The 25,327-nt window shown below is 39.2% G+C and carries 18 protein-coding genes; 11 read left to right on the forward strand and 7 right to left on the reverse strand.

Going from position 1 to position 25,327, the window contains the following annotated elements; translation table 11 throughout:
* The 10 genes from NU887_RS16315 to NU887_RS16360 form a co-directional block, all read left to right on the forward strand.
* Nucleotides 1-829, forward strand: an 829-nt coding sequence (locus tag NU887_RS16315; RefSeq protein WP_258424452.1) for a T9SS type A sorting domain-containing protein, incomplete at its 5' end; no start/stop codon positions are given.
* Nucleotides 830-919: 90 nt separating this feature from the next.
* Nucleotides 920-1,375: a hypothetical protein gene (locus tag NU887_RS16320; RefSeq protein ID WP_258424453.1), complete on the forward strand. Its 456-nt coding sequence runs from the start codon at nt 920-922 to the stop codon at nt 1,373-1,375.
* 174 nt (nt 1,376-1,549) lie between these two features.
* Nucleotides 1,550-2,386: an amidohydrolase family protein gene (locus tag NU887_RS16325; RefSeq protein ID WP_258424454.1), complete on the forward strand. Its 837-nt coding sequence runs from the start codon at nt 1,550-1,552 to the stop codon at nt 2,384-2,386.
* Nucleotides 2,387-2,535: 149 nt separating this feature from the next.
* The gene (locus NU887_RS16330) at nt 2,536-3,522 is read left to right on the forward strand and encodes an SAM-dependent methyltransferase (protein WP_258424455.1); all 987 of its coding nucleotides are present in this window, start codon (nt 2,536-2,538) and stop codon (nt 3,520-3,522) included.
* 243 nt (nt 3,523-3,765) lie between these two features.
* A complete protein-coding gene (locus tag NU887_RS16335) occupies nt 3,766-4,764 on the forward strand; it encodes a DUF922 domain-containing protein (protein ID WP_258424456.1) in 999 nt (332 codons plus the stop codon).
* A 143-nt stretch (nt 4,765-4,907) separates the two neighbouring features.
* Entirely contained in the window at nt 4,908-6,425 is a 1,518-nt protein-coding gene (locus tag NU887_RS16340) for a serine hydrolase domain-containing protein (protein WP_258424457.1), read from the forward strand.
* Between the two features lie 87 nt (nt 6,426-6,512).
* A complete protein-coding gene (locus NU887_RS16345; protein WP_258424458.1) occupies nt 6,513-7,028 on the forward strand; it encodes a hypothetical protein in 516 nt (171 codons plus the stop codon).
* Nucleotides 7,029-7,261: 233 nt separating this feature from the next.
* Entirely contained in the window at nt 7,262-7,729 is a 468-nt protein-coding gene (locus tag NU887_RS16350) for a GAF domain-containing protein (RefSeq protein WP_258424459.1), read from the forward strand.
* A 279-nt stretch (nt 7,730-8,008) separates the two neighbouring features.
* Nucleotides 8,009-8,842 (forward strand): restriction endonuclease, encoded by an 834-nt coding sequence (locus tag NU887_RS16355; protein ID WP_258424460.1) that lies wholly within the window; start codon nt 8,009-8,011, stop codon nt 8,840-8,842.
* A 155-nt stretch (nt 8,843-8,997) separates the two neighbouring features.
* The gene (locus NU887_RS16360; RefSeq protein WP_258424461.1) at nt 8,998-10,635 is read left to right on the forward strand and encodes a M1 family metallopeptidase; all 1,638 of its coding nucleotides are present in this window, start codon (nt 8,998-9,000) and stop codon (nt 10,633-10,635) included.
* 94 nt (nt 10,636-10,729) lie between these two features.
* On the opposite strand, the gene NU887_RS16365 is transcribed toward NU887_RS16360, so the two are convergent.
* Complete coding sequence (locus NU887_RS16365; protein WP_258424462.1) at nt 10,730-13,393, reverse strand: VPS10 domain-containing protein; 2,664 nt, start codon at nt 13,391-13,393, stop codon at nt 10,730-10,732.
* Between the two features lie 77 nt (nt 13,394-13,470).
* Between NU887_RS16365 and NU887_RS16370 the strand changes: the two genes are divergently transcribed.
* Nucleotides 13,471-14,355, forward strand: coding sequence for a sulfite exporter TauE/SafE family protein (locus NU887_RS16370; RefSeq protein ID WP_258424463.1), 885 nt, complete (start codon nt 13,471-13,473; stop codon nt 14,353-14,355).
* Between the two features lie 18 nt (nt 14,356-14,373).
* Here the strand turns inward: NU887_RS16370 and greB are convergent, their stop codons facing one another.
* The 6 genes from greB to NU887_RS16400 form a co-directional block, all read right to left on the reverse strand.
* Nucleotides 14,374-14,889, reverse strand: coding sequence for a transcription elongation factor GreB (gene greB / locus NU887_RS16375; protein WP_258424464.1), 516 nt, complete (start codon nt 14,887-14,889; stop codon nt 14,374-14,376).
* Nucleotides 14,890-15,195: 306 nt separating this feature from the next.
* A complete protein-coding gene (locus NU887_RS16380) occupies nt 15,196-16,080 on the reverse strand; it encodes a glycoside hydrolase family 17 protein (RefSeq protein ID WP_258424465.1) in 885 nt (294 codons plus the stop codon).
* Nucleotides 16,081-16,082: 2 nt separating this feature from the next.
* On the reverse strand, nt 16,083-18,425 hold the full coding sequence (locus NU887_RS16385) for an MFS transporter (protein WP_258424466.1): 2,343 nt from the start codon (nt 18,423-18,425) through the stop codon (nt 16,083-16,085).
* Between the two features lie 62 nt (nt 18,426-18,487).
* On the reverse strand, nt 18,488-19,753 hold the full coding sequence (locus NU887_RS16390; RefSeq protein WP_258424467.1) for a glycosyl hydrolase family 17 protein: 1,266 nt from the start codon (nt 19,751-19,753) through the stop codon (nt 18,488-18,490).
* A 44-nt stretch (nt 19,754-19,797) separates the two neighbouring features.
* The gene (locus NU887_RS16395; RefSeq protein WP_258424468.1) at nt 19,798-21,543 is read right to left on the reverse strand and encodes a glycoside hydrolase family 3 protein; all 1,746 of its coding nucleotides are present in this window, start codon (nt 21,541-21,543) and stop codon (nt 19,798-19,800) included.
* 61 nt (nt 21,544-21,604) lie between these two features.
* The gene (locus tag NU887_RS16400) at nt 21,605-25,045 is read right to left on the reverse strand and encodes a hypothetical protein (protein WP_258424469.1); all 3,441 of its coding nucleotides are present in this window, start codon (nt 25,043-25,045) and stop codon (nt 21,605-21,607) included.
* Nucleotides 25,046-25,327 lie beyond the last annotated feature (282 nt).

Raw genomic sequence — 25,327 nt, forward strand, 5'->3', positions numbered from 1 at the left:
ATTCAACTACAACAAAGCTTCTATCTTCTTCAACTTTGGAACTACAGGTGCTGTGGCTGGTGAAAAAACATATTACTTCGATGACATGGCTTTTGGTGCAGCAGTGGAATTAAAATCTCAGGTTATTACATTTCCTGCAATTGCATCCAAAACTCTAGGTGATGCCCCTGTTGCAATGAATGCATCATCCACATCCGGCTTAGAAATAACATATTCTAGCTCTGATGACAAAATTACTATGGATGGAAACATGGCAACTATGACAAAAGCAGGTAGGGCTACTATCACTGCTTCTCAAGCTGGTAACAATGAATTTTTACCAGCAGAGCCTGTTTCTCAAAGCTTCTGTATCAATCCTGCTAAGCCGACCATAAGTGTTTCAGGTACCAATACTGAATCTGTCACATTAACTTCAAGTGCAGCTGCAGGCAATCAGTGGTTCTTGAATGGAAATGCAATCACAGGTGCTGTTAGTCAAACTTTGGTAGTAACCACATTTGGAAATTATTCCGTACAGGTTAAAGTGGATGATTGTCTAAGCACAATTTCAGATGAGGTTTCTTTGATCATCAATAGCGCAGAAATCGGTAAAATCCAAGAAATGACCGTATATCCTAATCCTGCAGAAAATTATATCTACCTAAAAGGAATTAATGGTCCTATCCGAAGTGCAGAAATGATCGATATGGCAGGAAGATCAAACCCGATAGAATTTGAATTGTATGATGAAATCTATTCAGCCAATGTTCAGAATCTTTCACCGGGTATTTATGTCCTTTGGATCCAGCAAGGAAATAAGAGTTATCCTTTAAGAGTCATCAAAAAATAAGTGACAAGCTGTTTTTGCCCAATCATCGCCCATTGATGGCTTTGATTGGGTGAAAACAAAGTCTCAAATTTCAACCTAATCAAAGAAAAAATGAAGAAACAATATTTTCAAAAAAAGATAAGCAACATGGTTTTATCCATGATGTTTTTGATTGCCTTGTCACTTTCGGGTTGTGGAGATGATCCCACCCCTCAACCTTCCGCTCAGGATGTTGCTAGGGAAAAACTAACAGCAACGACCTGGAAACTTACAAAAGTAACAGTGGATGGAGTAGACCAGACCAGTGTTTACCAAAATTTGACACTGACTTTCACCAATACCGCTTATAGTTCGACAAACGGGAAGGTTATTTGGCCTGCAAGCGGCACATGGTTATTCAACAATGATCAGGCAACAGAAATGAAACGAAATGACGGATTGGAAATTTCCATTCAAAACCTGACAGATACTTCTTTGAGGTTAGGATTGGATTGGGAATCAACATCCATAGGTACAGGAAGAGTTTTGGCTATAGGAGGCCAACATGTTTTTGAATTTGGAAAGTAGGGTTTATTTGTAATGCATAGAAGCCGGAGATTTTCTTCGGCTTCTTTTTTTGTGTTTTTTGAAAGTTTGCCTATTCAAACTTTTTGCTTTTTATATAAAAATATGACCACCATTGTTTAACCGAGGATTTTGAAGTAATTATACAACTGTTATAATTCTACTTCAACAATCATAATGCGAATAGACAGCCACCAACATTTTTGGAAATATGATCCAATGGTTCATTCTTGGATGGATGATTCAATGAAATCAATCCAAAGAGATTTTCTACCCTACGATCTTAAACCAATTTTGGAGGAAACGGGATTTGATGGTTGCATTGCTGTTCAGGCTAGCCAAACGGAAACTGAAAACTCATTTCTTCTCTCTTTTGCTCATCAAAATAATTTCATCAAAGGTATTGTCGGATGGGTTGACTTGCAGTCAAATAACATTATTGATCGTTTGGATCATTATAGTCAGTTCCAAAAAATCAAGGGGTTCAGGCATATTCTACAAGATGAACCTGATATTGATTTTATGCTTCACCCTTCTTTCATTAATGGAATTAGCAAATTGAATCAATATGGTTTTACATATGATATTTTGATATATCCCGATCACCTTCCAAATGCTTTTACTTTAGCCAAATCTTTCCCCAATCAACTTTTTGTGATTGATCATCTCGCCAAACCCAAAATCAAAAAACAAGAAATTGCAAACTGGAGTAAGCAGATAAAAAAAATTGCAGCACTTGAAAATGTATTCTGCAAGGTTTCAGGCATGGTGACAGAGTCGGATTGGAATAATTGGAAAGAAGAAAACTTCAAACCTTATCTGGATATAGTTTTAGACGCTTTTGGGATAGAAAGACTGATGTATGGATCAGATTGGCCAGTTTGTACTTTATCTTCTTCATATCAAAATACTCTTAAAATTGTTAGGGAATACTTTTCAAAGCTGTCTTTTTCCGAACAGGAGTTGTTTTTTGGAGGCAACGCGACCTCATTTTATAATCTGGATGTTATGTGATTTTTTGCTGAAATCCCGGATTGCTTGGTTTATCCTAACTATTTTAAATTCCTTCATTTTGGAGAGTGATTTTTTTACCTTAACTTAAGGAAGGTATTGATTTCCAATACTTTATTTTTCAAATGATTCTTCACCAAAATTATAGCAACATGGAAACAAAAGAGGTATCTCCGGAAATTTTAAAGAAAAAATGGATCGGATCAAGTGTCGCCGAGCGCGAAGGTCAAGAGTGGGATAAGAAAAAGGAAATGGATTTTACCTATACCAACATAGACAAATTCATAAGGACAAGTCTTGGGGAAAATGCACATTTCAGCAATGCAATGTACAATGGGGATTATACCATGAGCTTGGAGCAAGCACAACTTAAGAAGTACGAATTTGTCACCAAGGAGCTGGGAATAAAAAAGGGAAGTAAAGTCCTAGACTTGGGATGCGGATGGGGCGGATGGCTGAAGTACTTGCGTGATGTTGTCGGTGCAGACGGAATAGGGGTAAATCTCTCAGACGGTCAGGTAAAGGCCTGTCGGGAAAATGGCTTAAAAGCCTTTATCAAGGATGCAAGATTTGTAAAGCCTGAGGATTTCGGGACTTTCGATGCAGTTACTGCCTTTGGGAGTTTTGAGCATGTGGCTTCTGTTAAAGACTATCTAAATGGAAAACAGGATGAAGTTTATGAAGATTATTTCAGACATGTAGCCAACCTGCTCAATCCCGGAGGTAAGTTTTACATGCAAAGCATGGTTTTTGAAAAAAACATGATTCCTTTTGACAAAATCGATATCAATGCACCCAAGGATTCCGACAGCTATATTTTTGCTTTACTTCTCAAGCATAATCCTGATTCTTGGATTGCATATGGGCATGAGCATATTATCAGAACTGCTGAACCGTTTTTTAAAAATACCTATTACAGTGACGGCAGGCTCGATTATATCAAAACCAACCGAGAATGGACCAAGCTGTTTTATAAATTCAATTTGAAGAAATACCTCTGGTTTGCATCCCTAGTTCCGAAATTGATCACAGACAAGGAATTCAGGCATCAGCTTGCAATTCTCAGGGTTAGACCGAATAGGGTTTGTTTCGAAAGGGAGATTATGGGCCATGCAAGATTGATTTTTGAAAAGAAGTGATTGGTGTTTAGATAGTTAAATAACAAGAAATTGTGGAAGTCATCCAAGAATATCCTTGGCTGACTTCTTCATTTTGTGAGGTGGTGATTGGACTTTTCTAAATCAGAACTGTTGTTTTTAGCTTTGCGTTAAGTGGTTATGTCTAGAAAATTCTCAGCCTTAGCTTTTTTACTTTTTACCTTATGCCGGTATTCAATTGCCCAAGAGAAAATTTTTGATTTAAACTCTACCAACAAGATCATATTGGAAAATTCAAGTTTCAATTTGTCTGATGTCATTTACGATCAGGATGAATCGGCTTCAATTGGGAAAATATATATCGCTCAAAATCAACCCAATAAAGCAATCATTAAAAATGGATTGGCAGGAGGAATCAGCATTTTTTACAAAAACTCAATCCAAAAAACTGATAATGATAGAACCATCCAATTGAAAGTTCTGGAATTTACCATTAATGAGAAACTGCAAAGCAGTAAGGTTGCATCAGGGGAGTTGAAAGTCAAATTTGGATATTTCCTGAAAACATCATTTGAACCTGTCCATTTGGTGGATTATGAAGCTGGGATTACTTACCAAAGGTCCATTCATCGAACTGATTTAGTAAATCAGATCTTAAGCAGGGGGATTTCAAATTCAATTGTGTTTATCAATGATTGGATAAATGAACATGCTACACACAATAGAAAACTTGCAAAAACTGTCCGGTTGGAAATAGTGGAAAAAATGAACAGAAGTGACAGGGATACAGTTTTTTATCATCCCGGTCGTAGACTTACTTGGAGTGACTTCAGGGAAAGTCCCAATCGGAACTCAGGATACAACGCTACTATTTTTACAAGTTTGGCTATGGAAGGTTCGCCCTTCATGGAGGATGGAGTTTTGGTACTTCCTGTAGAAGTTAAAGTTTATATGTTACCCGAATCTTCTTGGGTAAAAACCCAAGGGAAAAATGATTATTCATTGAACCACGAACAAAAGCATTTTGACATCACCCGAGTGGTTGGCAACAGGTTGGTCAACAAGTTGAAAAACCTCGAAGTTACTCCTGAAAATTATGAAGCTGAAGTGAATGAGGCTTTTTTTGACTCTTACAGAGAAATGAACAAGCTGCAGGAAATCTATGATGCAAGGACAAGACACGGCTTGGATAAGGAGGTTCAATCCCGGTGGAATGACATCATCGGTCAAGCTTTAAAAGGTGATATGGAAGAAATTGAAAGAGAATTAGAAAAAGGAAAGTAAGGAAATATAAATTTAAACTAATAATCAAAATCAAATTGTGGATGAGATATGGTTTGATTACCTTATTCATTCCCATTGAAGAAAATATGCGTATTTTTATCTCCAATACTTCAAAATCCATTAAAAACCGCTCAAACTTGACAATGAAAATAACCACGTTCTTCCTTATACTTTTTCTGATTTACCTTCCAGCAATTGCCCAAAGTTCTCTTCCCAGAAGTACTCCAAAAGCCCAACAAGTTTCCTCCGGAGGGATTTTGAATTTTATCGAAGCTATAGAGAAAAGTAACCATGAAGTCCACAGCTTAATGGTGCTGAGACATGGAAAGGTAATTGCAGAGGGATGGTGGGATCCATACAAGCCAGAACTTAAGCATACCATGTATTCGGTCAGCAAGAGTTTTACTGCCACAGCTATTGGCTTCGCAGTAGTTGAAAACAAACTCAAAGTAACAGATAAAGTCATTTCATTTTTTCCTGAATCTTTGCCCAAAACAATCAGTCCAAACCTTGCCAAATTAGAAATCAAGGATTTGCTTACTATGAGCGTGGGGCATGACAAAAGCTTTAATCAGGAAGTTTTTACCACTGAAAATTGGGTGGAAGCCTTTCTGAATATGCCGATTGCCAATGAACCGGGCACAAAATTCCTGTACAATACTTCGGCGAGCTACATGATGTCTGCTATCATCCAAAAGGTTACCGGACAAACCCTCTTGGACTATTTGGAACCAAGGTTATTGAAACCTTTGGGCATTTCAGGCTTGGACTGGGAGACGGATTTACAGGGTATCCAAACCGGGGGTTGGGGTATCCGTGTCAAGACAGAAGACATGGCCAAATTCGGTCAATTGTTCCTACAAAAAGGGAAATGGAACGGAAAACAAATACTACCGGAGTCATGGATAGAAGAAGCCACCACTTTGAAAATCTTGCAAGAACCCAATGCTTCCCCAGAAAAAATGGCTTCTAATGATTGGATTCAAGGATATGCCTATCAGATGTGGAGAAGCCGGCACAATTCCTACCGTGCTGACGGTGCTTTTGGACAATATATTTTGATTTTGCCTGAAAAAGATGCGGTCATTATCCTTACCTCAGAGACCAACGACCTGCAAGGTTTACTTGACTTGGTCTGGGAAAATCTCCTATCTGCATTTGATGATTCATCCGATCAGGATTCAGTGTTGAAAGATAGATTGGAGAAGCTTTCTTTGACTCCTTTGCAAAGCGAAAGCAATCCAGAGATGGAGAAAAAAATTAATGGAAAAAATTATACCATAACTTCAAATGTGGATAAAATCAGTTCTTTTTCTCTGAACTTTCAGGAGGGGGTTTGTCTTTTGAATTATGTTCAAGGCCCAAATACTTACAGGTTGATTTTTGGATCGGGAAGATGGATCAAAGATGAAACCGATAAAGTAGGACCAAATCTTTTTACTTTTGCTCAGAACCAACAGGTAGGCTTGGCTCCATTCAAAATCGCAGGAAGTTATGCTTGGATAGATGTGAATACTATCGAACTTCAGCTCAGGTATATCGAAAGTCCCCACACTGAAATCATCAGGATCACATTTGAAGGAGAAAATGCAAAGCTTACATTTATCAACAGCTTTGAAGGGGAAGGTAAGAAGGTGAATTTTGAGGCGAAAGTTTACTGAACGGGACGGAAGTAGGTGGTAAAAGGTGAAATTGAGAGTTACCAGTAATTCTATAGGACGACTCCAAGCGAAATAAAGTGAATTAAAATGAAAGACTTTATAAAAAAAATTAGACTTGAAAAATGGCATTTCTATTTGCTTGGATTTTTGCTTATAAATTTTTGCATAGGACTAGTATCAGGGTATAAACTAAATCAAAACCTGACATTCATTCTAAAGATAATTTTATACCTGACAGGACTAATTTTGTTCTTGACGACACTTAGACCATTTAAGAAAACAGCCATTTATTATTCTTTTTATGCTATTTCGGGCGTTTTGACAGGACTTTTCTTTTTGTTTGGTGGTATTTTACCTGCAATAATATCTTCACTTGTATTAATTCCAATTGTTCCAAAACAAACTGAGTATAAAACCGAGACAATTAAAATCTATAACAGATTTCAAGATTTTATGGCTAGTTGTTGTTCATATGAAGTTGTAGAACCTAAACTCTATATTTTTGAAAAACATTTAGGTTACATAATATTGAAAAGCCTATTGAAGCTGACAAGGACGAGTTTAGTTTTAAAAATAACACGATTATTTATAAGTACGAATTAGATAATTATGGACAAACAACAACAGTTAGAGACACGACAGAAATACTTAATTTTGAATAGAAGTTCTACCGCTGACAGCAGTATTGCAAAAGAGGGGAGGAGGGTGTAATTCTAAGAAAGTGAGATGCTAAATTCAAGTTTTATGCATCTATTGAAGTTTAGTGCTGAAAAACCCCCATTAGCAAAGCGGCAAAACGGTAAAGGAATTAATGATATAATTAGAAAAATAATCAAATGAACAAGACAGCATCAATCATCGAATCCATAAAAGAAACAAAAGGCGAAATCAATTGGCAGGAATTGTTGGAAAACATCATCTCAGCTTTTGATTGTACTACAGGAACTATCCACACCCTTGACAAATCGACCAATTTTCTGATGCTTAAATCCCAGAAAGGCATTCCTGATTTTTTGTTGCCAAAGATGTCGGTGATTCCGATCGGCAAAGGAATGGCAGGAATCGCTGCAGAAAGAAAACAGCCTGTCGAAATGTGTAACCTGCAGACAGATTCATCCGGAGTGGCAAGGCCTGCCGCAAAGGAAACCAAAGTCGAAGGTTCCATCGCTGCACCGATGTTACTTGATGGGGAATTGTATGGAACCTTGGGCATCGCCAAGCCTGTGCCTTATGATTTTACCAAAGAAGAGAGTGAGGCATTGTTAACAATTGGCGAGGAGATTGGGAAGTGGCTGAGAGGTTAAAATGAAAAAGAATTGACAGAGGTGAAAGGTTTGGTAAAAACCTTATAAATGTTATTTCCACTTTTGGAATTAATATTCATGTTTCTAGGGTAGAGTTGATTTTATTTAAAAACGATATGATGCAGATGAAGAAAATGGATTTCAAAAAATGGAATTTATTAGGAGAGATCATAGAAGATTTTTTTATCTAATCCTTTAAATTCAAAAGGTATTTTTAGTGGGTTTTTAGTTTCTTTTTACCAGAAGATTTATCTTGGGCTTGTAGAAAAATTTAGGACAATGTACCTCAGCAACCAAAACGAAAAACTAATCCGGAAATTTATTGAGCAGAATTTCCAAGAACTGAATAGTAATTCTATCAAAACAAAAATAGCAACTTGGGACAAAAACCCTGATAGGATTTTTGAGGAAATAGGAAAGCTAAAGGCAATTGTCGAAAACAACCAATTCTCTAAAATTAATCCATCAAAATTCGGAGCTTATATAGAAAAGGAATTGGCTGAAACTGAATTCAAAATCTTTGAAAAGAAAATTTTGTCTTCACGAGTCAGAACCGAAGAGAATTTTGCTAGGGTAATTTTAGATTATTTGGGTGATGATTATATCCAAAAGAAAGATTTGATTAAGCGGTTTTTTAGTGGAAAATACTTTTATACTTCTGAAAAATCTTTGTTAAAGCTTCTGAATGAAGTTAGCACCAAAATCAAGTTAGAAAAGCTAGAATCAAAACTCAAAAACAAAGACCCAAAATCAGGGAAAACTGCTATTGAGGATTTAGATAAAATGACAGGAGTCGAATTTGAGAATTTTTTAAAAACATTTTTTGAAAGAAGGGGATTCAAAGTCACAACCACCAAAATTTCAAATGACCAAGGGTGTGACCTAATTTTACAAAAACTTGGCGAAAAGACCAGTGTTCAGGCAAAAAGGTATGTAGGTACAATTGGAAATGATGCTATCCAACAAGTTGTAGCCTCTCTGAAATATTATAAATGCGACATTGCTTTGGTGATTACCACTAGTAAATATACTAAAGCAGCTGAAAAACTTGCAGAAGCCAATCATGTGGAATTATGGGATCGCGAGGCTTTAAAGAAGAAGTTGAAGGAATAAGTTAAATATTCCGGATGAAATTTAATTCAAAAACATTTTCATCCTATCCGAAATGGTCCAATTTTATAAAATAAACCAAATTATTCAAATAATTCCCAAAGACCATCTTAAATAAAATTATGGATATTCCAAAACCCTTTGCTAATTTCCATCCTATGAACCTATCCATAAAAATCCTTTCCACGCTGTTCCTTTTTTTAATAGCCTCTCTTTCTTATTCTCAAGAGACAAAATTTACCAGAGCAGATACGCTTCGTGGAAGTATCACACCTGAAAGGGAATGGTGGGACCTGAATTACTACCACCTTGCTTTGGAAGTATTCCCTGAAACCAAATCCATCAAAGGAACCAATACAGTCCGTTATCAGGTAAAGAAAGCACATCAAGTCTTGCAGATAGACCTGCAAGAACCTTTACGGATTATCGATGCAAAGCAAAATGGGCAAAAACTTGAAATCCGAAAGGAGGGAGCCGCCCATTTAATTAGCCTACCCAAAAAACAGATTGTGGGTGCATTTGAAGAAGTCATCATCTCTTATGAAGGCCAACCTAAAGAAGCTGTACGTCCGCCATGGGACGGAGGGATTACTTGGCAAAAAGATGAAAATGGAAACCATTTCATCGCATCATCCAATCAAGGAATCGGTTCGAGTATCTGGTGGCCAAGCAAAGACCATCCTGCAGATGAGGTAGACAGCATGCTGATCAGCGTGACGGTCCCAAAAAATCTGATGAACATTTCCAATGGCCGGTTGCGGAAAACAGAAACAAAAGGGCAAACCAAAACTTACCATTGGTTTGTCAGTAACCCCATCAATGATTATGGGGTGAACATCAACATTGGCGACTATGTCCATTTTTCAGAGAAATATCAGGGCGAAAAAGGCGTTCTCGACATGGAATATTATGTGATGCGGGACAATCTGGAGAAAGCCGAAAAACAATTTATGGATGCAGGACGGATGATGGAGGCTTTTGAGCATTGGTTTGGGCCTTATCCTTTTTATGAAGACAGCTACAAACTCGTAGAAGCGCCTTATCTCGGTATGGAACATCAGAGTTCGGTTACTTATGGCAACGGCTACCGAAACGGTTATCGCGGCACGGACCTTAGCGGAACAGGTTGGGGGATGAAATTTGACTTTATCATTATCCATGAATCCGGTCATGAGTGGTTTGCCAACAATATCACTTACAAGGATGTCGCAGATATGTGGATCCACGAGAGCTTCACCAACTACTCCGAGAGCCTGTATCTCGATTATTTTTATGGCAAAGAAGCCGGACAGGAATACGTGCGGGGCACGAGAACCCGTATAGATAACAAACTTCCTATAATAGGAAGGTATAGCGTCAATAGCCGGGGTTCAGGAGATATGTATTACAAAGGTGGGAATATCCTGAACACACTTCGGGAAATAGTCAATGACGATGAAAAATGGAGAAAGATCCTCCGTGGATTAAACAGCGAGTTTTACCATCAGACAGTCACGACGGCACAGGTGGAAGATTACCTTTCCATGGAAACGGGTATTGACCTTTCCAGCTTCTTTGACCAATACCTCAGAAACAGTTCTTTGCCCGTGCTCGAATACTTTTACTCAGATGAGCAGACACTCCAATACAGATGGAGCAATTGCATTGCGTCCTTTGACATGCCTATTGATTTGGAATTGGGAGAAAACAAAATAAGAGTAATTCCAAGTACCAAATGGAGTGAATTGAAAGTTTCCAAGCAAACCGATGTCAAAGTCGATTTGGATTATTATGTGGGAAGTTTTCGGTTAAGGTAATGCCTCTGATTAAAATTTTGGATGAAGGAGGAACAGCAATGTTGAATGGTTATTTACATTTATTGGAGAAAATTGAGTTTCAAATCCTGCCTAATCAGAAATTGTCCCTGACGATATAAGGTGATTTTCCATCGATTATCTCTAAATTTTGTTCCAAATGACCTTCTCCCGAAGTAATAATTACTTTGTAAACTCCCGCTTTTATAAATTGATCATAGTGAATGAAATATGGGTTGTCACTTGTTTCCTTTTTCACAATCAAATCCCATCGGTATTGGTTAAAACCTTTAAAACCAGTTAGATTGGTTTTCCATATTTCCGTATTTGACAGATCAACCACTGAAATAGTAACAGATTTTGATTGGCTTAGCCAAAAAGAAAATGTTGCTTTTTCAACAGTTCGATAATCAGGTTCACCGTGAGATGAATTAAACCAAGGTCTCGCTGTTTTACCGATTTCAAAAAAATGATCTTTGTCTTCAGGAAGGTTTTCGCTTACTATTTTCTGAATGGGAAGAAGGCTTGTTTTATAAATCCCCCGCCCATGGGTACCTACCACTAGGTCCATTGTAGGTAAATATATTTCCAAGTCAGCTACAGCCGTGGCAGGCATGTTGGTTCCAAGGTAGGACCAGTTTTTTCCCCGGTCTATAGATACATATACTCCACGTACAGTGCCTGCATATAAGATATTTTCATTTGAAGGATCTTCCTTCACCACATTAATTGGTTCATAGGGTAGGCCTGCGGCAATGGTTTTCCAGGTCATTCCAAAGTCTTCAGAAGCATAGAGATAACTTTTCAAATCATCATAATTAATTCCGGTCATAGCCATGTAAACACGTTGCACTTTGTGATTGGAGGGGGATATGCTCCGAATGTAGTTGTTGGCTATTCCCTTTGAATGCTCTTCCCAACTCTCACCATCGTTTTTTGAAACCCAAAAAGCCCCGTTATCGGTACCAGCATAAAGCAATCCTTTTTGTAAAGGGGATTCTACGATTGCCCCGGTGGCAAATGATTTCTTTTCTTTCTTTGAAGAATTACTAAGGTTGGGGCTGATTACTTTCCAGGTATCACCACGGTCAGTACTTTTTAACATGAAATTTCCTCCATGGTATAGTGTTTTACTATCATAAGCAGACAAAAAGTAAGGAGTCATGTAGTTAAAGACCAGTGTATCCTTCATTTCCTTGGGAAGTGTTGGCCTGATGGAGACTGCCACGTCTTTGGATTTGTCCAACCTCATTGCATCTCCATGTTGGCGGCTGTAATAAATAATCGATTTGTCTTCAGGGTCAATTTGAGTAACGCAGCCATCCCCACCATCCCATGCATCGATCCAGACATATTTCCATGGATCAGGAAATTTGGTATTCAATTCCTTTGCTGGTCCAGAAACAGTAGCATCATCCTGTGTTCCCCCATAGATGGTAAAATCTGATTGGTCAATGGTGATATCATAAAATTCACCTGTTGGAATGTTATTATAATGAATCCAAGATAATCCTTTGTCATAGCTCACATAGTATCCTCCATCATTGCCCAATGCCAAATGGTTGGGATTGGTTGGGTTGATCCATAATTCGCATTGGTCCAGATGTAAGCCTTGGGCTAAGCTTGGTGTCATGCGGGTAACCTGCCCCCCTATAAAAGAAAAAGTCTTGCCGCCATCGAGACTATGTGCAAGTCTGACTCCTAGACAAAATACTTCTTCGTCATTTTTGGGGTTGACATAAACATCGGTAAAATACCACCCTATGACGGAAAATATTTGGAAAGGTTCAGAATGGGTTTTGGTCCAGTTCAACCCACCATCGGTAGTTTTGTAAAGTTCTGCTGCATGTTCAGTTTCATTGTTCAAATTGTCTATAAGCGCATAAGCTTTGTCAGGATTGGTTGAGGAAACAGCAAGACCTATCCGTCCTGTTTTTGGACCTGAAGGTAATCCATTGGTACATTGTGTCCATGTTGTTCCTCCATCTATGCTTTTATAAATGCCGCTGTTTTTTCCGCTTATTCCAGGATATACTTCCCATAAAGAAGAATACATGATTTGAGGATTGGTAGGGGAGATGACCACTTCATTTGCCCCGGTCATCTCGTCTTTGTAGAGTACATGTTCCCAAGTTTTTCCTCCGTTCATCGTTCTGTATAATCCTCTGTTTGGGTTTTTGGACCAAAGGTGTCCCAGAACACACACGAAAACGATATCAGGATTAGTAGGATGAATTTCAATCTCAGCGATTGACCATGAATCCTCCAGACCAATCTTGTTCCAGGTAAGACCCGCGTCGTCAGATCGGTACATGCCTGTTCCGGGCAAAGTGAAGTTTCTGGGCTTCTTTAGGTTTTCTCCGGTTCCTAGATATATGATATTGGGGTCGGAAGGTGCCAATTCAACATCACCGATCCCAAGGGAAGACCGCTCTTCAAAGACCGAATTCCAACTCAGACCATGATTGGTTGTTTTCCACAATCCACCTGACCCAAATCCCGCATACATTGTTGCTGGATTTGTGTGATCCACCTGTACAATATCAGCACGGGCAGAGTTGACGGTAGGCCCCAAGGATATCCATTCCAATTTGAAACTGGTTTCTTCCTTCATCTTTTTATAGTCTTGAAAGGAAGCTTCCAAAGGGGAGAATGGCTGCTGTGCAAAAAGCTTATTGGAAGAAAAGAAAAATAGCATAAAACAAGCCACTAGGGCTATTGCAAAAGCTGAATTTCTTTTCAAATTATTGATATATTTCATAGAAAATTTCTTTCTTGGTAATGGTATGAAGGATTCGCCCGTTAAGCAATATAATTATTTCTAAGAAACTAGACTCCATGGTGGCATTTATTTGGATTTCACTCGCCATCCTTACGGTTTGGTTTACCCTTGTATTGACGAGGGATTTTCTCAGACATAAAAAAAGGTTGGAACCTAGCAGTTGGAGAAAAACTTCCGTGATCGGATTTGTGGTCAATTTTTTTGATGTGTTGGGTATTGGTGCCTTTGCTCCTCAAACAGCGTTGTTAAAATTCACCAAACAAACCGAGGACAAGCTTATTCCCGGTACAATGAATGTTGCCAACACGCTACCTGTATTATTACAGGCTCTGATTTTTATCACGATCATTGAAGTCGAGCCAAAAACCCTTATTCTGATGCTTGTCTCGGCTGCAATCGGTGCCATCGTTGGTGCAGGTGTAATTTCAAAACTTTCCGAACGTAAAATCAGGCTGACTATGGGATTTGCTTTGCTCATTACAGCCGGTTTTATGCTTGCCCGCAACTTGGATTGGATTCAGGGAGGTGGCGAGGCTATCGGCCTTGAAGGAGGTAAACTTCTGATTGCGATCGTTGCCAACTTTTTTCTGGGTGCGTTAATGACTGCCGGTATTGGTTTGTATGCCCCTTGTATGGCTTTGGTTTTTGCGCTTGGGATGTCGCCGCAGGTGGCTTTTCCGATCATGATGGGATCATGTGCTTTTTTGATGCCGCCCGCATCCATTCGTTTTATCCGTGAAGGAGCCTATAATAGAAAAGCTGCAGTAGCCATGGCCATTCCGGGTGTGGTGGCCGTGCTGATTGCTGCATTCATTGTGAAATCGTTGCCATTGGATATTCTCAGATGGCTTGTGATTGTCGTTATTCTTTACACTTCCACAGTGATGCTGAGAGCTGGATTGGTTCAAAAGGAATTGAGTATGGATTTGGAGAAAAAGTGAATTGGAATTATTTTGAAACTACTTTTGATACTCTATTTTAAGAATTTTCCATACAAAATCACCCATTTTTGTATTCACTATCACCTCATCTCCAACAGCTTTACCAAGAAGCGATTTAGCCATGGGAGAGTCCATAGAGATATAATCCTTGTTACCTATTAACTCCTCGTAACCAACAATACGAAAACGATTTTGAAGACCTTTCTTTTCGTTTTTAATTTCTACCCAAGCACCAAAATTCACTTTTCCTTCTTGGTTGGGGTGATAGTCAATAACTTTAAAGTCATCAATACACTTACGCAAGTAGCGTAGGCGATTATCAATTTCTCGGAGACGTTTTTTGTTATAATGGTAATCGGCATTTTCTGAACGATCTCCCAAACTTGCTGCCCATGCAACCTTAGCGGTAACGTCCGGACGTTCAACCCGCCATAAATGATCATGTTCTTCCTTTATTTTTTGTAAACCTTCGGAAGTAATAAATTGGGAGCGATTGAGTTTTGGTAGAGTTGACTCTGGGATTTTTCGCCTCATGATAAATGATCTTACTTTGAAAATTTTCACAAGATAATATAATGATGGGATAGGTTTGTATTCTCCTTGTATAGCTTTGGTTTTACACTTGGAATGTCACCTCAGGTTGCCTTTCCGATAATGATGCGTTCATGTGTTTTTTTTTGCCGCCTGCCTCAATACGATTTATTCGTGCTGGTGCATACAATAGAAAAGCAGCCATGGCTATGGCAATTCCGGGTGTGGTGACCGTATTGATTGCTGCATTTATAGTGAAATCGTTGCCATTCCTAAAAATTACATGGATATTTTCAACTCCTAAATTGATTAATATTTAAGCTTTTCTTCTTTATCCCAAAGCCCCCAATAAGCCCCAACATCTCCTTCAGCACCGACTTTCCATGACTCATCAAATGATGAAAAATAGAAAATTTCAATATTCTCCTCTTTTGACCACTTCTGTGAATTGATGAAATATTTGATAAAATTTTCATCAGAAGGCATGGCAGCTCCTAGGCTGGTTCCCTGGCTCGGCCAACCGGTTTCACTGATGACAACAGGTTTGCCTTTGGCGGCAAGTTTTGCCCTGTTATACATTTCCTTCATGTATAACAATGAATAGTCTATGTGACATCCTTCCCAATAAGGATAGCAATTGGCCAAGATAATATCACAGGCTTCAGCAATTTTTGGATAATCCTCAAATTCATAATAGGCATCTACATAACCAACTGGAATCCCCTTAATTGCAGATTTCACTTTTTGCATGAAGGTTAAAAGCTCGCCCTCGGTGAGATCCTCACGGTACATGACTTCATTTCCAACAGCGGCAATGTCAACATATCCTTCATTAGAGATCTTGATCAGATTTTCTATCTCCAACTGATTGATTTTGTCATCCTTGCCAAGCCATGCACCCACTAAAGTTTTCAACCCATATTCCTTGGCGATTTTTGGAATCAGCTCATTCCCATCCGTACAGGAGAAAGAGCGAACCCAAGATGTATATGGCCGGATGATTTCCAGTCTCCTTCTTATCTGTTCCGCCGAAATGATGTCTCCGGGTTTTTGTCCTTCTGTGTATGGGCTGAATCCAATCCCATGCATCCCAAAATCCAAGACCTTTCCATACAATTCCTTCAAGGTTTCAAAAGAAGCACCCTCAAATGAAACACCTGCCAACGATAATAATTTTTCAGCTTTTGAAGACATTCCTAGATGTATTTTAAGTTTTCATTCTTATCCCAAATTCCCCAACGTTGACCGACATCACCTTCATGGTGTATTTTCCATGACTCATCGAATGAGGAAAAATAGAACATATCTACCTTCTCTTGTTGGGACCAATTGTTGGCATTAATAAAGTACTTCATTGCGTTCTCTTCAGAAGGTTCGGCGTCTTGGACTTTATCTCCCTGATTCGGCCAACCTGTTTCTGTAACGATGATTTTTTTACCATTTGCAATGCCTTTTGTAGAGGTATACATTTGCTGCAAATGGGAAGATGCTTCTTCAATACTTTTTCCTTCCCAAAAAGGATAACAGTTTGCTAAAATGATATCACAGGCATCCACCAATAAGGGATGCTTTTGGTGTTGAAAATAGGTATCCACGTAGCTGACAGGCGTATTGGGTAAGGATTCTTTCACCTCCTTGATGTAATCTAATATTTCCTTCTCCGTCAATTCATTTCGAAGTAAAACCTCATTGCCAACCACGGCGATATCCACAAATCCTTGTTGTGCCAAGCTGATCAGATTTTTAATCTCCTGTTCATTTTTCGCTTTATCGACTCCAATCCAAGCGCCCACCATTGTCTTAAGTCCTTTTTCATGGGCTGCTTTGGGAATGTATTCATTTCCGTCTGTACATGAAAAAGAGCGAACCCATTTGACATGTTTTGAAACCAAGTCCATTCTCCTCCGGATTTGATTTTCGGATAACTGATCACCTACATTCTGACCTTCCAAATAGGGGCTAAAGCATAGGCCATGTATGCCCGAATCAAGTGTTTTGGAATAGAGTTGCTTTATTTCGGTGTTGGATTTAGTTGAAAAATCAATGTCTGTTTTGGGAGAAGTTGCATTTTGCACTTTGGCCAATACCGCTGAATTTTCATTTTGCGAATATGGGTTTTCAAGGTTTTTTTTGGCCTCTGCCCGCTTTTTTAATTCTTCACGGATTTCGTTGGCCCTTTTTTCATCCACATCATAGTCATGCATGAGGTACATGGCCGCTATGGTTCCCAACATCGGAAGCCCCGAGAAGAAAATCCTCAGACCATCCACAGCACCTTCAGGCTGAACCGCTGCATTTCCATCAAAACCTACTACGGTCAGAATCAATCCACTCAAACCGCCTGCAATGGCAAATCCGAATTTGACCATATACCAATAAATGGCGCCAAATACCCCTTCCCTTCGTTTTCCATAATTAAGTTCGTCTAAGTCGATCACATCAGCAGTCATAGACATCATCAACACAAAAAGACTCCCGATTCCAAAAGAATGTAATGGAAGGGAAAAGATGAACATCCAAGGCTTACCCGGTACAAAAAGAAACCACAAAGAAAGATATCCGACTAAGGCAATCCTTTGGGATACCATGAATGCGTTTTTCTTGCCGATTTTCCTAGACATCCTAGCTACCACAGGAATGACAATAAAGGTAGTGACCAACGCACCGATACTTCCGAATAAGGGCGTCCAATAGCCGGCTGCCCCAGCATCGCCATTAAACAAATGCCAAACCACTATAAAAAAGACAAAGCCTGCTACTGTATTAAAAGCGTTGAAGATAAAAAATGTGGAAATACACAATTTTCTAAATGGTGTTGAGGAAAAGGCCTGTTTGAAACCACGGATGATTTGGGAAAGACTGTCGCCTATTGCATTGAAAGTAAGGGGAGAAAAATTCTCATTTTTGGTGGATTTACTGGGAATGAAAATAGCAGGAACCATGGCGCAAACGGCAAAAATCACTCCGACCCAAATCGATAATTCACGTGTAGCAGCTTCCGGGGATGGGAACCAGCTAGGGTCGTACATGATGACCCAAAACCAAGGTGCAATCACCCATGCCCATTGACCGATCCATTGGGCAATGGCCATGATCTGTGTTCTTTCATGGAAATCCTCGCTCATTTCATAGCCCATGGCTACATAAGGGACACTGAAAATAGTAAGCCCGAGGTAAAAGGCAAAAGACCCAAATAGAAAATAGGTGAAGTTATAATTCACACTATTATCCCCATAAAGTTGCCACATTACCGAAAAGGTAATCCCCATTAAAATAGCGCCAATAAATACAAATTGTCTTCGCCTACCCCATCTGGATTTGGTATTATCTGAGACAAAGCCCATGATAGGATCTGTTACAGCATCGAATACACGCGGAAGGAAGTAAACGATTCCCCACATCCAACCGGGAAAACCCAGGTTTTGAACAAGGACCACCATGAATATTCCGAGCGAAGCAGGAAACATTTGGTTGGCTAACATACCTACACCGAAGGCGATTTTTTGGCCCATCGGGACTTTACTCGAGGTGGTTGACATAGTTATTAGGGTTTATAAGTGACTTTTTGATCGAAAATAATGTGGGTATTTATGGTTAAATTTTACTTTGCCGGTGGCACCAATACTTCCTTAAAAAGTGCTTCCTTGTCTCCACCATAGGTTTTTGTAATTGGGTTACCATCTCTGCCCAAACCCTCAAAAACACCTTTGTCTACCAATTCCCAAAGGGCAAATTTTGCTTCACCTTTGAGGGTGAAAAGCCCGAAATGATTTTCTGAACCGTTAGGATTTCCGGCATCTTTCCATTGCTCATTGAAAGCTTCAAAATAAAAACAGGAAATACCTGCAGCGGATGTCCACTCACGCATGTGTTTGTAATAGAGCCCTTGCTTGTATTCGTCAGTTGCCCTTGATCCTTCTGATCCATAAAACCCATCAGATTCAGAAGCCCAACCGGTCTCACCGATATGGATCGGTTTTTCAACCCCCAGACTTTTTACATAATTGGCGACAGAATCATACTGCATTTTGGCAAAATCTTTTGCCCTCAACATGGCTGCATCGATTTTTTCAAGATCCGACTTTTGGCTTTGGTCTTCAGGAACAAACCAAAAAGCAGGATTATAATGGGTATTATGGTAAGGATAGGTATGTAGGGAAATATAGTCTACCGCTTTGACCAGTTTAGCAAGGTCTTCGGTATGGTAGCTCGAGTCAGCACCTCCCCAGGATGAAAAATCATCGGAACAGGTAATCCATAATTCCTTTGGAAGTTTGCCTTCGGATTTCAATGATTGTAGGTGGTTTACCCATTTGAGTATGACTGAAGGTTGCACAAAATAACTGGTCGCCCATCTGACCATAGCTTCATTGCCTACTGCAAGGATCTTTACAATCTCAGGGTATTGATTGGCAAGTGCTACAGCCCTTTCGATTTCTCCCTCATTTTGTTCGCTTTCCGCATCATGGTCAGGTGTTTGATCCGTCCAGGCATTTTTACAATCTATCCAAGCACCCAACATCACATACATTTCAAAATCAGGGTTTTCGGTTTGAAGTTCTCGGATTGCCTTGAGCAAATTTGAAGCGTGGGGAAGTTGGACATTGTAGGTTCTCAATATTCTGATACCCATTGCGGACAAAATCTTTACGTCTTCTTTAAGTTCAGCTACGGTTGGCTGTTGCTCTCTTGATTTTTGACGATACCCCTCATAAGATATAGCCATGTAATTGGGATTGCCTAAGATTTCTTTTGCTGTCACTTCTTTTTTGGTTAGTTGATTTGTCTCTTCTTTTTGTTTTGGGCTACAATAAAAACAGGTAGTTAATACTACACCTACCATGATTAATTTCAATGATTTATCCATTTTATTTTCAGCTGTTTATGGTTTTACCAATTTTATTTATAAACCTATTTATTGCCTGCATACTTCAATCCAAAACCAATTGGAAAAAGCGGTTGGATTGCATTTCCCCAAAAATTGGGACCATACTTTCCTGCATAATCGTCTTCTGATTTAGGCCATGAGTGGGGAAGTTTCCCTTTAAAATCATGTTCACCGTAAAGGACCTCTGCTATACCATCACCTTCAGACCCCGGCAACCATGCCACTACGAAGGCATCTGAATGTGCAATTTCTGAGGTGACAACCAATGGCCTCCCTGAAATTAAGATGGTTATAACTTTTATCCCTTTCTGAACATAATTATTGATCAGCTGCCTGTGTGCTTCCGTAAGAGTCAATCGATAAGCGTTCATTTCACCACCGATATCCCCAAAAAACTCAGCGTAGGGAGTTTCGCCAACTACCACAACCGCAACATCTGCTTCATGATTTTCACTCCCGTCCCTGTCATAGGCAACTTCTACTTTTGAAATTTTCCTAAAACCTTCCAAAATGGTAGTCGCTCCTTTGTAATTTTCTTTGGTTCCTTGCCAATTAACGGTCCAACCACCTGATTGTAACCCTGAATTGTCTGCAAATTCACCAACCACCACTATTTTGGCATCCTTCCCAAGGGGTAAGATATTTTCTCTGTTTTTTAGTAAAACCAAAGATTCGCGCACTGCTTGCCTAGCTACTTCGCGGTGCGCTTTAATACCGATTTTTTTGGTTTGTTTTTTATCCGGAAAAGGATTTTCAAACAAGCTAAGCCTGAATTTTTGTCTCAATATTCTACGCACAGCATCTTTCACTCTCTCCAATGCAACAACACCACTTGCAAGAGCCTCTTTAAGACCATTTTGAAACCCATCCAAATCTCCATCTACAGCCATCACCATGTCTATACCGGCATTGATAATATCAGTTTCTCCAAACCTGGAGTATCCCTTCCAATCTGAAACCATGATGCCGTCAAACTTCAGTTCGCCTTTCAAAATATCAGTTATCAATTTTTTATGGGCATGCATGGACAGGCCATCCAATTGGTTAAAAGATGCCATCACCGCACCTACACCTTCCTCGACAGCTGCTTGGTAGGGTGGGAGCAACCGCTCCCGAACCTCATTCATTGACAATGAGGTGTTTCCCCCTTCGACACCAAAATCCGTCGCCCCATCACCGATAAAATGCTTGGCGGTTGCCAAAACATTTTTGCTTTTCTTCAATGAGCCTTGGTGTCCTCGGACAGATGCCCTTGTCAATTCCACGGTTATTTCCGTGCTTTCAGAAAAAGCTTCGTAAACTCTTCCCCATTTTTCGTTGTATGGAATGGCCACACAAGGCGAAAAGACCCAGTTAAAACCGGTTGCCTGCGCCTCCAATGCTGTAATTTCGGCAATTTGCCTGACCAAGTCAGGATTTGCTGTAGCCCCCAAACCAATATTATGTGGAAAAATCGTAGCACCTTCAAATGTGTTTTGGCCATGAATGGCATCTACGCCAAACAGCAAAGGAATTCCCAAACGCGTTGACAAAGCCTGCTTTTGTAATTCGAAAAATTTGGCTTGCCATTCAGAAGCATGCTGCCCAGGGACCGGACCCTGAGTATGGATAACTGACCCAATGAATTTTGTCCTCACATCATCTCCTGAAATATCATCAAAATGCCTTACTTGGGTCATTTGGCCGATCATTTCGTCAACCGACATCATTGCGATCAATGATTCGATTTTTTCCTCAATGATTTGAACATTTTTCAATTTTTTATCCATCAGTTTTTTTCAAAAGGACAAGCAAAAAGCCAAGACCAATTCAAGGATTAGGTGTTTTCTTTCAATCGAAGGTATTTTTATTGAAATGGGCAATTATTTGGACAATTTCTCCAGTTCGCCCAAATACATTTTTGCTCATTTCTAGGTCAAGGCTAAGACTTTCATTTTTCGAAATGGAGCCATTTCTCATCACTACCTCTAATTGGGTGATATCCCCAAGTTTATAAATGACCGGTACCTGACAAAATGAAAATGCAAGTGATCCGGGTTCCAAATTCAGGTGCTGAAATTCAGAATTGACATCTACATAGCTAAAAGCTTTCGGTTCTGTAAGAAACTCGCCCTTTCTCAACATAGAAGGATAAAAACCGAGTTTACCATCTTTTACAAATACCCCAAGCTCCCCAAATCGGCTTAAAATATCCTCTTTTACTTGACCTGTCATACCGGGTTGCTGAACTCCTTTGCTCATTGGTGTATGGGAATATGGGTCGGTCGGGAAAGCGCCGTAAAGGGTAGGGGACTTGTGGATCCCGATCCCCTCGTTGATTTCATAATAATGGTTCAGGAGCTGTTTGACCAATTCCTCATTTTCATTGGATTCGATTGCTCTGAGGCAACATTCCTGCACAGCCAATAAAAGCTTGGAAACCATGTGCCAATAAATCGATCCCAAACCTTCATAGCCAAAAAATGTTCCTGACCTTCCTGTAAAGGATTTATGGTTAAAAATATCCTCAAATATCTCCAAGACTTTAATTTTTTCGGACTCATTCAACCCTTTGAACCGGGTTTGATAAAGTGAATCCAATTCTTTTCGCAGGTCATTTCCATTTTTAAAACTTCCATTGAAATGGTAAGCACCTTTGACATCTCTTTCTACGATTTGGGTGTTACCTTCATCGATAAGTGTCTTCAGGATCAGTGAACTAGATATAGCTTCCTTTGGAATGTTATTTTTTTCAAGGAATCCTTTTAAATTTTTATTTGGATAAAGGATGTAGCTGTTTTGATCAGGTCTGTAAAGGGCGCTATTTCGCATGCTCTCCAATAATTTCAAAACCTCAGCGGACGACAAGTATCCTGAACTTAAAACGGCTACTTGTCCTTCCAACATTTCGCTCAGGTAAGAGACTGAAATCTCTTGTTGATTTTCAACCGTCATCAGGTTGTATCCATGGTAAAGGCTATCCTGTCTTTTATTGGCACGTATGGTATGTTCCAAATAGTCTAGGCTCAATCGGGTGAAAACCAGCAACTCTTTTATTGATACAGCTTCCTTCCTGTTGCTGAATGAATGTGCATAGATTTGGGTCCTGTATTTACTTCCCGACAATCCCAAGCCATCCAAAATCCTTTTTCTATCCTTGTTGGTGAATGAATGCGTCAATATTCCTTTATTTTCCAAAAGCAAATCGGACACTTCCTTAAAAAAGGTCAACAATTCCTCAGAAATCTTGACTTCTTGGATGGATGATTTTTGAAGAAGGTTTTCAAAAAATGTCAGGAACCTTCGGAGATAATATAATGTGACCATGGATAAACCATTGCCCACCAAAGCATTGTTTGCGTCATTCCATTCAGGTCTTTGGGTGTTCATCCAAATCCCGCCCTCAGGAATAAAATTGGATATTTTTGCCAAAACTGTAGCCAAAATCTTTTCCATGAAATTGACATGGTATATCGATCCTTGCTTATCTTTTAACAAAGCGCTGTCTGCACCTAAGGATGTCCAGGTTTCTTTGATTTTGGTATCAAGGGCATGGTCAAAATCAATGGTATCTTTGGGATTTTTTAATATCTCCTGATATTCTTTGATTTTATACGGGACATTGGCATATACAAAGTCATTGTTGTCAAAATAAGTTTCCAGCTTTCCCGGATGATGCATTTCACTGAATTCCAAGAACTTCAACAAGTAGATGATTTGATGGTCACCCCAATAACCAATGTAAGACCAAGGGTCATCTGGTTCTATCCTTTCCCAATCAATCCCGTTTTTGGTGACACGATAAGGATTATACCCATCAAAAGTGGAGGCATTCAAAAATTTGAAAATCATGCCATCTATGAAAAGAGGGTAGGAGTGTACCAATGCCTCCCAATTTTGAAAAATGTCCCGCCAATTTCCCTGATAATCAAGAATTTTTGACCCGTCCGATTCATTATATGTATTAATAGAAAACTGATTCCATGGTCTGCTAGGATCACCATGCCTTCGGCTAAACTTAAGGGGCAAATACTCCAAGCCTAACCTTCTGAAATCAGAATGTTCGGATTTTTTCACCAATTCCTTAAAACTGCTGAGCGTCAGTTTAGTGGGTAAGCTGTCACTGATTTTTTGCCAATAGGATAAAACCTGTCTGTTGGTTTTGGAGAAATAATTTTCAAGATCAATTTTCTCCAAGACATAATTTTCATCGAATATCCCACCCCTCATGACATTAAAAAGGGAATTGGCGAAATGCCGGGTATCTTTCAAAGAATCATTTGTCATTTGTATGCCATCGGCAGCGGCATTGAGTTTGATTAGCTGCTTGGTACCTGCTTCAATATCTGCGATTACTTTTTGACCAAATTGCTTGTCATTTTTTATGTTTTCTGCTATTTCAATGAGTTGGGATACGGAGTTATTTACATTGGCTACTATCAGCCATTCCTTTTGTTTACCCGGAGAAATTGACAAATCTGCATTTAAAAAGTAAGCCCCTTTTTCAGCTTTGATATCGGTTTCTTCATGGACAGGTAGTCCTTTTCTGAAATTTTCAAGTTGCAATGCAGAAAGCAGGTACTTACAGTTTTCCAAACCAAGAGACCAGGCAATATTTGCCTTTAAAGCTTCACTTGGTTCAGGTTTATCTACAATTATCACACTGAGTGCAAATATTCCCAGCCCACTTTCTTTATCCAATTCACTGCGCTTATATGCATCCACCAGGTTGCTTAATGAATTTTGGACAGAACTGCCCACACCGCAGGGTACAATGTTTTGGATTCCGTCTACCAAGGAAACCTCTACCGTTTTGGTATTGTGATTGATCAGCCTGCTTTTTTTGACAAAGCCATAAAGATGGCTTGTATTCCATTGGTATTGGAATGTTAAATTCAGGTCATGATTTATCTCCTCAAAGATTATTGAATTACCAAATGTGCTTTTATATAGATTTCTCTGTGTTTTGTATTTGTCTCCGTTTCTGACAGAAAAAGGTTCCCATACCAAAAATCCGTCTTCGGTTTTTACCTGAAAAATAGATTTGGATCCTGTGATATCGGCAGACTCAGTAATTTTATCATCTGTATAGTATGGAAATAAAGCAAAATCGGAATTTTTTCTTCCGGCACTAATCCCGCCATTGCTGCTAATAAAAAGCCAATGATTGGAACTGCTGACAATACTCATAAAGAATGGCCGCATTTGATCGACATTCAGGATTTGAAAGTATGTTTGGTTGTCAACTTCAACCATTCTCAATTCAGATTTTTCTTTTGAAACTGCCTGCATTTGATCTTGATTTCTTTTTTCTAATTCTTGGTTGGATTGTAATTTCCGGGTCTTTACGAAGATAATTGTATTTTATAAATTCAAAAAGATGAAATCAAGAGCAAAGGTGGTTTGTGTATTTTTGATGTAGTGGTAAAGCCGAAAAAAGACTACTTTAAATCTTTCATTTTTTTTTGAAATGGAAAAAATCAAAAGGTTTAAAGATTGAGCTGTAGGAAATAATATAATGATTTAATTTGTTATATAATTTACATTATGTTAAATAAAAATTGAGGACCAACT

This window comes from Aquiflexum gelatinilyticum (assembly GCF_024741135.1).
In the GTDB taxonomy this organism is placed as follows: domain Bacteria; phylum Bacteroidota; class Bacteroidia; order Cytophagales; family Cyclobacteriaceae; genus Cognataquiflexum; species Cognataquiflexum gelatinilyticum.